Source organism: Variovorax sp. IB41 (assembly GCF_016405905.1).
Lineage (GTDB): Bacteria > Pseudomonadota > Gammaproteobacteria > Burkholderiales > Burkholderiaceae_C > Variovorax.
Window position 1 is genome coordinate 177964 of the sequence record NZ_JAEFCB010000001.1, and the last position, 14230, is coordinate 192193.

The 14230-nt window shown below is 67.0% G+C and carries 15 protein-coding genes; 3 read left to right on the forward strand and 12 right to left on the reverse strand.

Features of this window, described 5'->3' with window-relative positions; all coding sequences use genetic code 11:
* Positions 1 to 27 precede the first annotated feature (27 nt).
* The 7 genes from JC881_RS00825 to JC881_RS00855 are packed head-to-tail and all read right to left on the reverse strand — an operon-like array spanning position 28 to position 6287.
* A complete protein-coding gene (locus tag JC881_RS00825) occupies positions 28 to 759 on the reverse strand; it encodes an ABC transporter ATP-binding protein (RefSeq protein ID WP_233101471.1) in 732 nt (243 codons plus the stop codon).
* Positions 749 to 1528 carry an ABC transporter ATP-binding protein gene (locus JC881_RS00830; protein ID WP_198783825.1) on the reverse strand — a complete coding sequence of 260 codons (780 nt, stop codon included), beginning with the start codon at positions 1526 to 1528 and terminating at the stop codon, positions 749 to 751. Before JC881_RS00830 ends, JC881_RS00825 begins: the two co-directional genes overlap by 11 nt.
* The gene (locus tag JC881_RS00835; RefSeq protein ID WP_233101472.1) at positions 1525 to 2550 is read right to left on the reverse strand and encodes a branched-chain amino acid ABC transporter permease; all 1026 of its coding nucleotides are present in this window, start codon (positions 2548 to 2550) and stop codon (positions 1525 to 1527) included. The genes JC881_RS00830 and JC881_RS00835 overlap by 4 nt, the downstream gene beginning before the upstream one ends.
* Before the next feature lie 10 nt (positions 2551 to 2560).
* Positions 2561 to 3433, reverse strand: a complete 873-nt coding sequence (locus JC881_RS00840; protein ID WP_198783826.1) for a branched-chain amino acid ABC transporter permease — start codon at positions 3431 to 3433, stop codon at positions 2561 to 2563.
* Positions 3430 to 4293, reverse strand: a complete 864-nt coding sequence (locus JC881_RS00845) for a ketoacid-CoA transferase (RefSeq protein WP_198783827.1) — start codon at positions 4291 to 4293, stop codon at positions 3430 to 3432. The genes JC881_RS00840 and JC881_RS00845 overlap by 4 nt, the downstream gene beginning before the upstream one ends.
* Positions 4283 to 5122, reverse strand: coding sequence for a CoA transferase subunit A (locus tag JC881_RS00850; RefSeq protein WP_233101473.1), 840 nt, complete (start codon positions 5120 to 5122; stop codon positions 4283 to 4285). Before JC881_RS00850 ends, JC881_RS00845 begins: the two co-directional genes overlap by 11 nt.
* A 1-nt stretch (position 5123) precedes the next feature.
* Entirely contained in the window at positions 5124 to 6287 is a 1164-nt protein-coding gene (locus tag JC881_RS00855; protein ID WP_198783828.1) for an ABC transporter substrate-binding protein, read from the reverse strand.
* A 228-nt stretch (positions 6288 to 6515) separates the two neighbouring features.
* Between JC881_RS00855 and JC881_RS00860 the strand changes: the two genes are divergently transcribed.
* Positions 6516 to 7172, forward strand: a complete 657-nt coding sequence (locus JC881_RS00860) for a TetR/AcrR family transcriptional regulator (RefSeq protein ID WP_198783829.1) — start codon at positions 6516 to 6518, stop codon at positions 7170 to 7172.
* Positions 7173 to 7226: 54 nt separating this feature from the next.
* Here the strand turns inward: JC881_RS00860 and JC881_RS00865 are convergent, their stop codons facing one another.
* Together JC881_RS00865 and JC881_RS00870 are read right to left on the reverse strand one after the other, a co-directional pair.
* Positions 7227 to 7661, reverse strand: a complete 435-nt coding sequence (locus JC881_RS00865; protein ID WP_198783830.1) for a VOC family protein — start codon at positions 7659 to 7661, stop codon at positions 7227 to 7229.
* A 108-nt stretch (positions 7662 to 7769) separates the two neighbouring features.
* Complete coding sequence (locus tag JC881_RS00870) at positions 7770 to 8396, reverse strand: NAD(P)H-dependent oxidoreductase (protein WP_198783831.1); 627 nt, start codon at positions 8394 to 8396, stop codon at positions 7770 to 7772.
* Between the two features lie 61 nt (positions 8397 to 8457).
* On the opposite strand from JC881_RS00870, the gene JC881_RS00875 reads away from it, so the two are divergent.
* On the forward strand, positions 8458 to 9066 hold the full coding sequence (locus JC881_RS00875; protein WP_198783832.1) for a TetR/AcrR family transcriptional regulator: 609 nt from the start codon (positions 8458 to 8460) through the stop codon (positions 9064 to 9066).
* 157 nt (positions 9067 to 9223) lie between these two features.
* Here JC881_RS00875 and JC881_RS00880 read toward each other — a convergent pair whose 3' ends face one another.
* Positions 9224 to 11389, reverse strand: a complete 2166-nt coding sequence (locus JC881_RS00880) for a M14 family zinc carboxypeptidase (protein ID WP_198783833.1) — start codon at positions 11387 to 11389, stop codon at positions 9224 to 9226.
* A gap of 128 nt (positions 11390 to 11517) precedes the next feature.
* Between JC881_RS00880 and rrtA the strand changes: the two genes are divergently transcribed.
* Complete coding sequence (gene rrtA / locus JC881_RS00885; protein WP_198783834.1) at positions 11518 to 12117, forward strand: rhombosortase; 600 nt, start codon at positions 11518 to 11520, stop codon at positions 12115 to 12117.
* Positions 12118 to 12196: 79 nt separating this feature from the next.
* Here the strand turns inward: rrtA and JC881_RS00890 are convergent, their stop codons facing one another.
* The gene (locus JC881_RS00890; RefSeq protein WP_198783835.1) at positions 12197 to 13201 is read right to left on the reverse strand and encodes an ornithine cyclodeaminase family protein; all 1005 of its coding nucleotides are present in this window, start codon (positions 13199 to 13201) and stop codon (positions 12197 to 12199) included.
* Positions 13198 to 14214, reverse strand: a complete 1017-nt coding sequence (locus tag JC881_RS00895; protein ID WP_198783836.1) for a threonine/serine dehydratase — start codon at positions 14212 to 14214, stop codon at positions 13198 to 13200. Before JC881_RS00895 ends, JC881_RS00890 begins: the two co-directional genes overlap by 4 nt.
* Between the last annotated feature and the right edge of the window lie 16 nt (positions 14215 to 14230).

Genomic DNA, 14230 nt, shown 5'->3' on the forward strand with positions numbered 1-14230 from the left:
TCGTTTGTGGAACGGATGGGCGCCCGGTCAGGCGCCCAGGTAAGCCTGTGCAAGCCCGCCCGCGGCGGCGATGTCGGCGGGCGCCCCCTCCAGCACCACGCGCCCATGCTGAAGCACATAGACGTAGTCGGCAATACGCAGCACCAGGTTGGCGTTCTGCTCGACTACGACCAGCGTGATGCCGCGCTCGCGCAGCTTCACGAGCTCGGCGAACACCTGCTTGGTGATGACGGGCGCGAGGCCCAGGCTGACTTCGTCGGCCAGCAGCACCTGCGGGCGCGCCATCAGCGCGCGGCCGATGGCCAGCATCTGCTGTTCGCCGCCGCTCAGGGTGGAGCTGTCCTGGCGCTCGCGCCGGGCGAGCGAGGGGAAGGTCTCAAGCACCGCGCTGCAGTCCTGCGCGATCTGTCGCCGGTCGCCGCGCACATAGGCGCCCACCAGCAGGTTCTCGCGCACGGTGAGGTCGGGGAACATGCCGCGCCCCTCGGGCACGTGCGCGATGCCGTGCCGCACGCGCTTCTCGGCCGGCATGGCGGTGATCTCGCGCCCGTCCTGCCAGATGCTGCCCGCGCGCGGCTTCACCAACCCGCTGATGGCGCGCAGCAGCGTGGTCTTGCCCGCACCGTTGGCGCCCAGGATGGCCACCAGCTCGCCCTTGCGCACGCGGATGCCGACGCCGTCGAGCGCCGACACGGCACCGTAGCGCACCGACAGCCCGCGCACCTCGAGCACGAATCCCGATCCGTTGTCAGGGCGCATCGGCCGTCTCCTCGCCCAGGTAGGCCAACAGCACTTTCGGATCGCTGAGCACCTCGCCGGCACTGCCGCGCGCAATGACCTGGCCGGCGTCCAGCACCACCACGTGGTCGCACAGCCGCTTGACCAGGCCCATGTTGTGCTCGACCAGCACCACCGCCACGCCGGGCTGCTCGCGCAGCGCGCGCACGATCGTCTCGAGCTTCTCGATCTCGGATTCGTTGAGGCCGGCGATCGGCTCGTCCAGCAGGAACAGGCGCGACTCCATCACCATCGCGCGGCCGAGCTCGACCAGCTTGCGATGGCCGTAGGGCAGGCTCGATGCGGCGGCATGCAGCAGCGGCTCCAGGCCCAGCCGCGCCGCCACGCCGCGCACCATGCGCTCGGCCTCGCGCTCGCCGGCCGCCACGCGCGGCAGACCCAGCCATTCGGCCAAGAGTCCGTAGCGCAGGCTCCGGTGGCGCGCGATCAGGAGGTTGTCCAGCACCGAGAGCTCGCCCACCAAATCAGGATGCTGGAAGACGCGGCCCACGCCGCGCGCGGCCAGCGCGTCGGGCGTGATGCGGCGCAGCGCCTGGCCGTCCAGCCGGATCGCTCCGCCGCTGGGCGTGGTGATGCCCGAGATGCAATTCAGCAGCGTGCTCTTGCCCGCGCCGTTGGGGCCGATCAGCCCGACGATCGCGCCCACCTCGGCCTTGAAGCTCACGTGGCGCAGCGCATGCACGCCGCCGAAGCTCACGCTCAGGTCATCGACTTCGAGCATCGCGGTCATGGTCTGCCCTCCCGTGCACTGTCGCCGGCGCGGGCAGCGGCCTTGCGCAGCCAGCGCAGGCTGGCCAGGCCGCGCGGCAGCAGCACCATGACCAGCATGAGCGACACACCGAACACCAGGCCCGGCGCATCCTTGATGTCGCGGAACAGCTCCGGCACGATCACGTAGAAGGCGGCCCCCAGCAGCGCGCCGCGGATCGACCCGAGCCCGCCGATCACGATCATCGCGAGGAACATGATCGAGAGGTTGACATTGAAGCTCTCGGGATTCAGATAGCGCACCAGGTTGGCCATGAGCCCGCCCGCCGCCGCGGTGTAGAAGGCGCTGAGCGCGAACGCGATCACCTTGAAGCGCGCCACGTTGATGCCCACGCAGGCCGCGGCGATCTCGCTGTCGCGCAGGATCACGAAGGCGCGGCCGGTGCGCGTGCGGATGAGGTTGGCCGAGCTCCACAGCGCGAAGGCCACCGCCAGCAGGATCACGTAGTACATGCGCCCCTCGACCGCCAGCGACAGGCTGCCCAGGTGCGCGGGCGCCACTTCGAGGCCCGCGCCGCCGCCGGTGAGGCCGCGCCACTCGAAGATCATCTTCTGCACCACCACGCCGAAGCCGAGCGTGGCGATGGCCAGGTAGAGGTTCTTCAGCCGCAGCGCCGGAATGGCGATCAGCGCGCCGATGAGCGCCGTGAGCACCGAGGCCACCGGAATCGCGAGCCAGAACGGCAGTCCGCCGCGCGAGGCGAGCAGCGCCGACGCATACGCGCCCAGCGCGAAGAAACCCGCGTGCCCGAGGCTGATCTGGCCGCTGAAGCCGACCAGCAGGTTCAGGCCGATCGCCACCAGCGCATACACGCCCACCAGGCTTGCGAGGTAGATCGGATAGCCGCCGACGAACTGCGGCAGCAACAGCAACGCGACCGCCGCCACGCCCCACAGGCCGAGGCGCTGCAGACGCGGGTAAAGGCCGGGCGCTGCGCGCTGCGCTACTGGCGCCTGCATGACCGGAGAGGTAGGAAGTGCCATGGCCGCGCCCTCAGACCTTGCGTTTCTTGATGCGGCCGAACACGCCTTCTGGCATGAAGATCAGCACCGCGATGATGAGCGCGAAGGACAGCGCCTCGCTGAAGCTGCCCGAGACGTAGGCCCCCATCAGGTTCTCGATCACGCCCAGCGACAGCCCGCCCAGGAACACGCCGGTGAGCGACGACAGGCCACCCAGCACCGCGCCCGCGAAGCCCTTGATGAGCAGCGGCCCCATCATGTTCACGTCGAGAAACACGAGCGGCGCGACCAGCACGCCGGCCACCGCCCCGGCCACCGAGCCCATGGCCCAGGCCAGCGCGAAGGCGCGGTCGATGCGGATGCCCATGAGCCGCGCCACGGTCTGGTTCTGGCTGGCCGCGCGCAATGCGATGCCGGCACGGGTGTGCTTGAGCAGCAGCGTGAAGCACACGATCATCGCGAGCGACACCAGGATGGTGCTGGCGCTGTCGACCGCCACGTTCACGCCGAAGATGTTGAGCGGTGCATGGTCGGATGCGGGCGACGAGAAGATCGCCGTCTCATGGCCCCACAGCAAGCCCGCCACGCTGTGCAGCGTGATGTTCAGGCCCAGCGTGGCGATCACCGCGTTGAGCGCGGGCGCGCCCAGCAGCGGCCGGATCAGCACCTGCTGCACCACGATGCCCTGCACCACCGAGAACACCAGCGCCAGGCCCACGGCGGCCCACCAGCTGAAGCCGTAGTGCTGCATCAGCCAATAGGCCACGAAGGCCGAGAACATCGCCATCTCGCCCTGGGCGAAATTGGGAATGTCGGTGGACTGCAGCACCAGCACGATCGCGATGCCGATCAGCGCGTAGAGGCTGCCCGAGGCCAGCCCGCCGATGACGAGTTCGCCGATCATGCGGTCGCCCCCGCTTCGATGGCGATGAGTTCGCGCAGGCGCGTGCGTCGCTCCCGGCCGGAGAGCGCTTCGAGAAAACGCAGGCCCAGCGGATCGATCTCGCGCTCGAGCAGCGCGCGCTGCGCGGCCGTGGGCGGCACGGTGGCCGGGGTGTCGCGACGCCACGCCAGTTCGAAGCCGGTGGCGGCATCGACCGCCTCGCGCGTCACGCCCTCGTGCAGGCTGGCGACGCCGAGCCGGCCGTCGTCGCCGCTCTCCAGCACGCACAGTTCGGTCACCACCACGATCTTCTTGGGCGCATGCGGTGAGGCGGCTTCGCCGGGGCGAGGATTGCCGACGCCGCTGGCATGGTCGAGCCGCCCGGTGAACACCTGCCGCGTGTGGCGCGGCACGTAATAGAAGACGCGCCGCGACACCGATGTCGCGTCCGGAATGCCGGCGGCGCCGGGCAGGCGGATGCCGTGCGCGGGGTCGCGGCCGATCTGCACGTTGTTGCTCCAGCCGTGGGCATCGACCTGGGCCGGGCGCATGAACTCGGTCCAGCGCGGGCGCCCGCCGATGAAGGCACCCGGCATGTAGCTGAGGTTGACGTCGATGTAGGTCCAGAAGGACAGCGCCCGCGGCACGGTGACGGCCTCGTCGCGGCCCAGCGACAGCACGCGGGTGCCGAGCATGAGGGTGTTGCCGTTGGGGCACAGGCTCACGCAGCGCGGTGCGTGCGTGTGCTTGGCGAGCATGTAGGCGGCGTTGGGCAGGAAGGTGCCGATGCCTTCGCCGAGCAGGTCGCCGTCGCTCACATAACGGCTCATGGCGACGACCATCTGGTCGATGCGCGCGGTGGTGATGGCGTCAGCCTGCATGCGAGGGCTCCGGTGTGTGCGAATCCAGGCGGGCCCATGCGGCGTCGAGCCAGTGCTGCAGGCCTTCCGGCGCGTCGGCCGCGTCGACGTAGTCGAGCACCGCCGCAAGGTCGAGCGCGCGCTGCGGATGGCACGAGGTCGGCCAGGAGCCGCCGGGCAGCAGCGCGATGCGGTCGACCAGGTACGCCGGAAGCCGCGTGCCGCCCTGCATCGACAGCAGTTCGGCGGTGCCGACGCGGCGTTCGGCCGTGACGATGGTGGTGGTGGCGATGAACGGCAGCTGCGGATCGAGCGCGAGCTGGCCGGGCAGCCAGCAGTTGCCGTCTTCGTCGGCCGCCGCGGCGTGGATCAGCGCGACATCGGCACGCAGCGCGGGCACGGCGACGAGCGAATCGCCGGTGAGCGGACAGGCAAAGCGCTTGAGGTCGGGACGCGATCGGTGGATGCCTGTCGCACCCAGCGTGTCCAGCATCGGCAGGAACGGCACGCGCATGGCGCCCGCCTGCACCGCCAGGCTCAGGGTGTATTCGGTTTCCTCGACGACTTGGAGCGTGCCGGCGCGGGCCGCACGGGTGTAGTGCGGCGCGAGCCCTGCGATCTCCAGCCCGGTGTAGCAGCTGCGCAGAACGCGCACGCAGCCGGCGCCGATCAGCAGGTCGGTCTCGATGCCGGCGGTGAGCGTGAGCACGTCGAGGTCGCGGATGCCGGCGCGCGCGAGCGCCATCGCGGCGCCGACGGGCCGCCGGTACAGCGTCATGCCGCCGATGGCCATGCGCGTGCCGTGTGTGACCGGCGCGAGCGCGTCTTCCAGGGAGAGCCAGGCGGTCAAGTCAGTCTGCCTTGATCCAGTCGGACACGATCTGCCACTTGCCTTCCTTGGCGCGCATGAAGGCCACGCTCAGGCTGCCGGCATGCTGCTCCTTGCTGAAGGTGATGGGCGCCATCAGGCCGGTGTCGTAGTTCTTCATGGCCTCCAGCGCGGCCACCAGCGCTTCGCCGTCCACGTTGCCCTTGATGCTGCGCAGCGCCTCCACGAAGATGCGCCCGGCGGTGTAGCCGTGCAGGCTGTAGGTGGTGGGATTGGTCTTGGGCAGGAACTTCTTCTGGTCGGCCATGAACTCGGCGACCTGCGGCTTCTTCGAATCGAGCGGCTCCATCACCGCCACCGCGATCGCGCCTTCGACCAGCGTGGTGCCGGCCAGCGCGAATGTCTGCGGATCGCCCAGCGCGCTATGGCCGCTGAACTGGGGCTTCCACCCCATCTTGTTGGCTTCCTTCATCACCAGCGCGGCGTCGCGCGGGATGCCCAGGAACACGACGTTGTCGGCGCCCGATTGGCGCGCCTGCGCCACCACGCCGCTGAAGTTGGTGGTGCCGCGGTCGAAGGGCAGCTTGGTGAGCGGAACGTTTTCCTTCTTCATCCGCGCCTCCAGGCCGGCGACGGCATCCTGGCCGAAGTCGTCGTTCTGGTAGACCGCGGCGATCTTCTTCTGCTTGAGCTCGGTGACGAGGTAGTCGCCCAGCACGTTCGCCTGCACCCGCACCTCGGGCAGCGTGGTGAAGACGTAGCGCTTGGTCGGCGTGGTCAGCGTGTTGCTGAAGGCATAGGGCGACAGGATCGGCAGCTTGCGCTCGGTGGCGTACGGCACGAGCGCGGCCACGTTCGGCGTGCCGGTGGGGGCCACGAGCGCGAGCACCTTGTCCTGCTCGGCCAGCTTCTTGGCGGCGGCCAGCGTGCGGGTGGGGTCATAGCCGTCGTCTTCGGCGATCAGTTCGATCTTGCGGCCGTTCACGCCGCCTTGGGCGTTGGCCTTCTCCACGGCCGTCTGGAGGCCATCGCGCACGCCGTTTCCGAGCAGCGAGAGCGAACCCGACAGCGGCCCGGTGAAGCCGATGCGGATCGGATCGGCCGCGTGAGCAGCAAACGCCGCCAGGCCGATGGCTGCGCCAGCGGCCAGGCGCCGGGCGCGGATACCTCGATGAAAAGCGGTCATGCGGTGTCTCCAGGGCTGTTCGAATGAACTCATCATAGGAGGCAACTAACCGCAACGTCATCAGGGTAACCACGCGGTTAGTTTGACGACCGCCGGTATGTTTCCGGGCGTATCGTCTGTGACCAGCGAGTCCCGGTGCCGGCCTGCAAAGGTCCCCCGGTATCATTCGGCCAACGCGTTCGCCTGCGCCCACGGCGTGGCAGCACGACAACCAGAGAGTCAACAACAATGAGCATGTGGAAGAACGTCGTTCCTGCTGCAGAGCAGCAGCGCCAGAGCAAAAGAGAAGCGCTGTTGCATGAAGCAGCCGCTGCGTTCAACAAGCAGGGCTTTCACGGCACGTCGCTCAACGACATCGCAAAGAAGCTGGGCGTGACCAAGGCCGCGCTCTACACCTATGTGCCGAGCAAGGAAGACCTGCTCTACTTCTGTCACGACTGGGCCATGGACGGCGCCTTCGAAAGCCTGGAGCACGCCCGCGGCGCGGGTGGCACAGGCCTCGAAAAGCTGCGCAACACGCTGCAGCACTATCTGGAGCAGATGCTGATGGAGGGCGGCGCCTTCGTCGTGCTGCTCGAGGAAAACGCGCTCAAGCCGGCGCACGCCAAGGCCATCATCAAGCGGCGCGACGAGTTCGAGGTTGCACTGCGCTCGTTCGTGACCGAAGGCATCGCCGACGGCAGCATCGTTCCCTGCAACGAGAAGATCGCCGTGTTCCTCGCGCTGGGCGCGCTGAACTGGGTTCGCAAGTGGTATTCGCCGGAGGGCGCGTGGAGCGCGCAGCTCATCGCCGAATCGCTCACGCAGATGATCGAGCGGGGCCTCGCCACGGCGCAGAGTACGCATCTGATGCCGCAGTCCGACGGCACGCCAGCTTCGATCTGACGGACTTGCTCGTGTCCGGTGCATCGGCGCGCCGCGCGGGCGAGCCGCCCACCCTCAGCCGAGCTTCTCGGCAAGCGCGACGATGATGCCCTCGGGCCCACGGATATAGGCGAGCCGGTACGACTCCCCGTACTGCATCTGGCCAATGATTTCTGCGCCATGGGCCTGCATCCGCGCAACGACAGCATCGATGTCGTCGACGCCAAACATGATGCGACGAAGACCCAAGGTGTTCACCGGCGCATCCACCGGCCCGAACCTGACTGCCTCTGGCATGTGGAATTTGTCGAGCTCGATGCCCTGCCCATCGGGCGTGCGCAGCATCGCGAGCGTGGCCCGGACGTCGCCAAGCCCGATGAGGCTCCCGACAGCAGGCCCTTCCACCATGGATTGGCCCTCGAGCTCGAGACCCAATTCGATGAAGAACGCCTTCACCGCTTCGAGATCGTCGACAACGATCAGGATGTTGTCCATTCGCTTGACTGTCATGGCCTTCGGCTCCTTTTTCAACGGTGTCACATATCGGGAAAAAATCGGAGTCTAGATCGAGCGGGATGGACGGTTTTTTCAACGCTCCGGTCTATGCATTCGACAGATTCAAAGCGAGGACACGGTCGGTGAGACCTTCTGGTTTGCGTTAGCTGCAAACGCGTTGCCGCCGAGGGCTCGCGCAGTGACGATGTGAGACGCCCCGCCCTGCCCATTCACATCGAGCAGGAACTCCGAGGTGACGACGCGCGCGCCGCAGAAATCGAAGATGCCGTGGTCGATCTGCGTGCGCATCGCCTTGTCGTAGCCATGCCGCGCGTAGGTGCCCCCGTCCGCGCCGCCGATGCCGATCAGGTGGACGTCGAGGCGGCCGAGCCGCTTTCCGAGCGTGCCGTCCGGCGCCTCGTCATAGGCCCATCCGTTGGAAAATACGCGGTCGATCCAGCCTTTGAGCTGGCCGGGGAACGACCACCAGTAGATGGGATAGACCAGCGCGAGCGCGTCGGCCCGGTCGATGCGCGCCTGCTCGCGCGGGATGTCAGATGGCAACGGTGCTTGGAGAAAATAGGCGGCGCGGTCGGCCTGGTTGAAGTCCGGCTGGAAGCCTTCCGCGGCGATGTCGGCGATCTCGGCGGTGTGCGCGCCGGACTCCGCAACGCCCTCGGCAAACGAGCGCGCGACGGCGTGCGTGAGGGACCGGGAATCGGGATGGCTGACGACGATGAGAGCATGCATGGCGGGTCCTTTGGGGGTGGGTGTAAAATACTTTTAGTAGGTTACCTTTGGTAATTTAAGAATGTCAAGCAAGCAGACGGAACCGGTTGTGCCAGTCGCACCGAAGAAGCGACTTCCCAAGGACGCGCGCGGCCGCCAGCTGCTGGACGTCGCGTGGGCCATCGTGCGCAGCGAAGGAACCGATGCGCTCACGCTGGGCTATCTGGCCGAGCGCGCGGGGGTGACCAAGCCGGTCGTGTACGACCATTTCGGCACGCGCACGGGCCTGCTCGGCGTCCTCTATGGCGAATACGACAGCCGGCAGCACGCGCTGATGGACGAGGCCCTGCGGGCATCGGGAAAGACGCTCCCGGCGGTGGCGAGGGTGATTGCCGCCGCCTATGTCAACTGCGTCATGGAGATGGGGCACGAAATGCCCGGCGTCAGCGCCGCGCTGGCCGGCTCGCCCGAACTCGATGCCTTGAAGAAGGAGCTGGAGGCCGAGTTCTCGGTGAAGTGCCGGGACGCGCTGCAGCCGTTTGCGAAGCGGCCCATAGCGCCGGCAGCGATGCGCGCGATGCTGGGCGCGGCGGAAGCCGTGTCGTTCGCGGCGGCCGCGGGCGAGTTCGATCCGGTGGATGCGGAGAACGAGATCTACGACGCCATCGTGCGGATCGCGCAGAGGGCGTGAAACGGGCGGTTGATGATGTGGGCGCGGCCGGTCTGTGCGCGCGTTGCACCTCGATGGAACCCTTGCAAGTCGACTGCGCGCCACGAAAAAAAGCCCGGGTCACCGAGGTGCTCCGGGCTTTGCTCCATTGCGTGCACGCGGCACGCAGCGTCCAACTTCAGCCGCGTTTGCGGCGTGCGCCGGCGATACCAGCCAAGCCCAACAGCACGAGCGCAAAGTCACCCCAGCCCAGCGAGCCGCCACCACCGCGCTTGCCGAACGGCATCGCGATGGCTCCGCCCGGCGGAGGCGTCGAGGTGTCGCCGCCCGTGGGTGGCGTGGTTGTGTCCGCTGCCTTCACGTTCAGGAATGCCGCCGACACCGAACCCGGCTTGCCGTCGGCGTTGGTGCCTTGCACGTAGACCATGTGCCGCCCGGCGACCAGGCCCGTGGTGTCGAGCATGCCGCTCGCGGTCTTGGTGGCTTCCGGGAATTCGGCGCTGGCATGCTCCGATGCCGCCAGCGTCAGCGGAATGCCGACCGCTCCGGCTTCCCAGGGCAGCTTGTCGATGTAGGCCATCGCCGTCTTGATGTTCTTGATGACGGGCACCGGCGGTGCGGGAATATCGGATTGACCAGGCTTGGAATAGAGGTAGCGGTTGTCGTCCACCGTCGCCGTTACCGCGGCCTGTGCACCCACCGCGATGGCATCGGCGGCGATCTTCACGTCCACCGTGTCCGGCCCCTGCGGCAGCTGGTACGGGCGATACAGGATGCGGCTGAGGTAATGGAACCCGTTGAAGTTCTCCGGATAGACCTCCTTGTTGAAGTTGTCGCAGGTCTCGTAGAACGAGCGGCCCATCTCCACCGTGTAGGAAGGCGCACCCAGGTAGCCGTAGATGGCGTCCTTGGTCGTTCCTTCGGTGTCGTAGCCGAGCACTTGCTGCGCCGAGTACTTGTTGTGATAGGCCAGGCGTTGCGCGATGGTGGCCAGGCCGAGGTTGTTCGGCGTCTGGATGCTGCCGTCGTTCTCCGAGCGCGTGACGCCCCACGACCACAGGATGGCGCGCGCATTGCTGTGCAGGTCGATGAAGATGCCGCCGCCGTAGTTCTCGTCGGCACCGGTCTTCCAGTCGAACTCGCCGGCGCCGCCGTTGTCGCGGTTCTGCGCGTTGCAGTAGTTCGCGTTCTTCGGCCGCCCATCGGGCAGCGCGCCGCCTTCCCACTTGCAGGCGGCCTGGTTCCACGTGCCGCGCACATAGTCCAGCACCGCCTGCGTTTCAGGTTCGGAGACGGGCGCGGTGCCGCGATAGTCCTCCGCGCACTTGTTGTCGGAGGCGCCCGGGCCTCCGGTGCGCCAGCCGAACGGGTAGTTGCGGTTCAGGTCGACGCCGCCCCGCGATGCGTTGGTGCTGCAGGCCGCGACCTCGTAGTCGGTGTTCTTGCGCTGGCTGGCGGACACCTGCTGCTCGGCGATCGAGCGGCCGTCGGGGTTGTGCACGGCGAAGTGATAGCGATTGGTGTCCAGCATCATGCGGGCATTCGCATCGGTCTCGTAGTTCGCGAGCATCCACTCGATGTACTTGATGCCCACTTCCTGCGGCGCGTATTCGCGCGCATGGATGCCGCCGGTCCACACCATGTTCGGCGGCTTCTCCGCCTGTGCGTCCTGCTTCTCGAAGTTGCCGGCCACGATCACCTTGATCGGATACGGCTCCTGCGGGAACAGGCTCAGGTTGAAGAGCTGGATCACGCTCAGCGGCAGGTATTTGGCCAGGAGGTTGCCGAACGAAGAGGCCGAGTTGTCTGCGGTGTCCGTGCCGGGCTTCTTGTACTTCGTGCCCAGCCAGGTCTTGCCGAGCGTCTGCACCTTGACCAGCTTCGGATACTTGGCGGCCAGTTCATCGAAGGAGGTGTAGACCTGTCCGACGGTGCGGTAGCACAGGGAGTGCGAGCCACCGTCGGAGATCTTCTGCGAGCCGACCTGCCCCGCGCTCGAAGGTTTGGTGCGCTCGGCGATGAATTCGCCGATGCGCGCCGTCTCGGCTTCGTTGATCCGTACCGTCAGCCCCAGCGCCTGCAGCTTGGCAAGCTCCTCCGCACCGACCTCCGCGGAGACCGTGCGGGCCTTCTGGTCCACGTAGGGGTGGTCGATCAGTCGGGTCAGGGCGTTGAGGTCGTTGTCGTTGGAATACGGAACGACGATCGAGTAGACCTTGCCCCAGCCGGACGTGTCCGAAGGGTCGGCGGCCGACACCATGTTGCAGGCGGTGATGGCCGCCGCGAGAACGATGGACCAGCGTGCGACTCGGACATACTGGCCTTTGTTGGTTTTAATGTTCATCGATAGTGAGTTGGTGAGTTAGATGGAGGTTGGAAATCAGCAATTTCCAGCATCAGTATCTAATCCTTTCATTTTCCTTTCAATGGAAAATATGAGCAGATAAGCAACTTCTCAACAAGGCATAAAACATGCGCGCGCACCCATCCCGTTCAACGTTTTTGAACTTGCTTACACCCGTGGCGTTGGCCTTTCTGATCGTGCTTTTTCAGATGGGCGGCGCGCCGGTGTACGAACTGCTGCGCTATGAGCGGCAGGCCGTTTTCGCGGGAGAGTGGTGGCGGCTGGTTACTTCAAACTTCGTGCACCTCGGTTGGGCGCACTGCCTGCTGAACCTGGCCGGGCTGGCCGTGTGCGCGGTTTTCGCTGCCGACACCCGGTCCTGGCGCGAATGGGCCAGCGCCATTGGCGCGTTGGCGCTCGGTGTTGGCCTGTTGCTGCTGCTGGCGTCGCCCCGGGTCGGGGACTACGCAGGCTTGTCGGGCGTGTTGTATGGGTTGTTTGTCTGGGTGCTGGCACCGCGAGCCTGGCGCGGCGGCCTCGTGCCGCGGCTCGCGCTTGCCTTCGTCTGCGCTCGCATCGCATGGCAAATGCTGTTCGAGTCACCGGGTGCGGCAAGCGAGTTGATCGGTGGCCACGTCGTGGCCGAAGGGCATCTGTACGGCGCTCTCTGCGCCATTGCCGTGCTTGGATGGGAAGGCTTGCGGGCGCGCAAGAAATCGGCCGATTGAACCGTTGAGCGGCGCAGTCGCCTGCCTTGCCTTCGACCATGACTTCCATAGAAATAGGCGCGTCATAAGTCGGTGCTGGTTATTGAATCAACCAGGTCCCAACGTCGGAAGACCGCGCCTTCTGGAACAGCCACCGCGCCGCCGCCACATCCTCGAGCGCCATGCCCAGCGACTTGAACAGCGTCACTTCATCTGCACTCGAGCGGCCCGCGTGCAGGCCGGTGACCAGTTCACCGATCTCTGCGAGCAAGCTTGCCGGCGTGACCAAGCCGGCGTGCAATGCATTCAGATAGTCGCCCGATTCGCTCAGCGTGGACTCGCGCCTGTCGACGAACAGGGAGGCATGCGCCATCAGCGCCGGCGCGATCTCGCAATGCGACGGCGTGCTGGAGCCCACTGCATTGATGTGCGTGCCCGGCGCGATCCATTGCCGCTGCAGGATGGGTTCGCGCGCGCTCGTGACAGTGACGACGATGTCGGCGTCATGCACTGCGGCCTCCACCGAGTCCACCGCTTCCATCGCAAAACCATAGGAAGGCTGGTGCGCTTCGACAAAGCTTCGCGCGCTGGCCATGCTGCGTGCCGCAACCTTGACCGAGGACAGCGTGCGCACCGCCGCGACGGCCTGCAATTGCCAATGGGCCTGGTGGCCGCTGCCGATCAAAGCCAGGCGGCTGGCCTCGGGCCGCGCGAGCAGGCGCGTGGCCAGGCCGGTCATCGCGGCGGTGCGGATGCCGGTGATCTCGGACGCAGACATGACCGCCATGAGCGCGCCGGTCTCGCCGCTGAACAAGAGAACGCAGCCCTGGTGCGGGTCCATCCCGATCGCGCTGTTGCCCGGAAAGAAGCCGCCGGTCTTGGCGCCGTACACAGGCTCGGTGCCGCCGATGTAGGCGGGCATCAGGCCCAGAAGACCCTTGGCGTCCGGCGGGCGCACGATCTGGCGCAGCGGTTGGTGCACCTCGCCGCGTGCGAGCGCGGCCATCGCGTCGGCCATGAGGTCGATGCAATCCGCAACGCTCAGCAGGCGCGCGATGTCCTGTTGGCCGAGAAAGAGAACGGGCGCGCCTGCACCCTCTCTCATGCAAGCGCCCGGGCCGCGTCCAGGTGCCGGGTGAGCGTGCCCAGGTCGGTGTTGGTGCCGCACAGCAGAACGCCCACGCGCTGGCCCTGGAGCTGGTCGCGCAAGGGGCCGAGCAGCGCCGCCGTGGCGGCCGCGCACGCGGGCTCCGGCGAAAGCTTGAGCTCCTCGAACAGGTGGACCATGGCGCGGCGGATCTGGTCGTCGGACACCGTCACGAGCTGGTCGATGCTGCGGCGGCAGAGCTCGTAGCTGTAGGCCTCTGTGTGCGGCGCCATCAGGCTGTCGGCAATGCCCTGCATCGGCCCCATCTTGATCGGGTGGCCGGCCTTGAAGCTCTGGCTCATGCCGTCGGCGCCCTCGGGCTCCACGCCGTAGACCTTGCAGTCCGGCTGCATCAGCTTGAACGCGGTGGACACGCCCGCCGCCAATCCGCCGCCGCCGACAGGAATGATCACCGCGTCGAGGTCCGGCGCCTGGCTCGCCCATTCAAGGCCGAGCGTGGCCGTGCCCAGCACGGTGCGGTAGCCGTTGAACGGATGCACGAAGAAGCGCCCTTCTTCCTTCTCGATCTGGTGCACCTGCTCGAACGCGGCCGGGCCGTTGTCGGCCATCACGACCTGTGCGCCGTACTGGTGGCACAGCGCCACCCGAAACGGGCTGGCGGTCTTGATCATCACCACCTTGGCGCTGATGCCCAGCTTCATCGCGGCATAGGCGACCGCGACGGCATGGTTGCCCGCGCTCACGCAGGTCACGCCGGCCTGGCGCTGCGCAGCATCGAGCGACAGCAGGTTGGAGAAGGCGCCGCGCGCCTTGAAGGTGCCGCTGGCCTGCAGCAGCTCGAACTTGAAATTGATGCGCGCATCGCGCAGCGTGGAAATCGCGTCCTTGTCCAGCGTGGGCGTGGTGAACACGTAGGGCTGCAAGGCGGCGGCGAGTTCGCGGATGGCGTCGAGCGTCGGCACCGGCTGGCCGTCGATGAGGGTGGGGGTTGAGGTTGGGGTCGGGGTCATGGAAAGATCGTGGAAT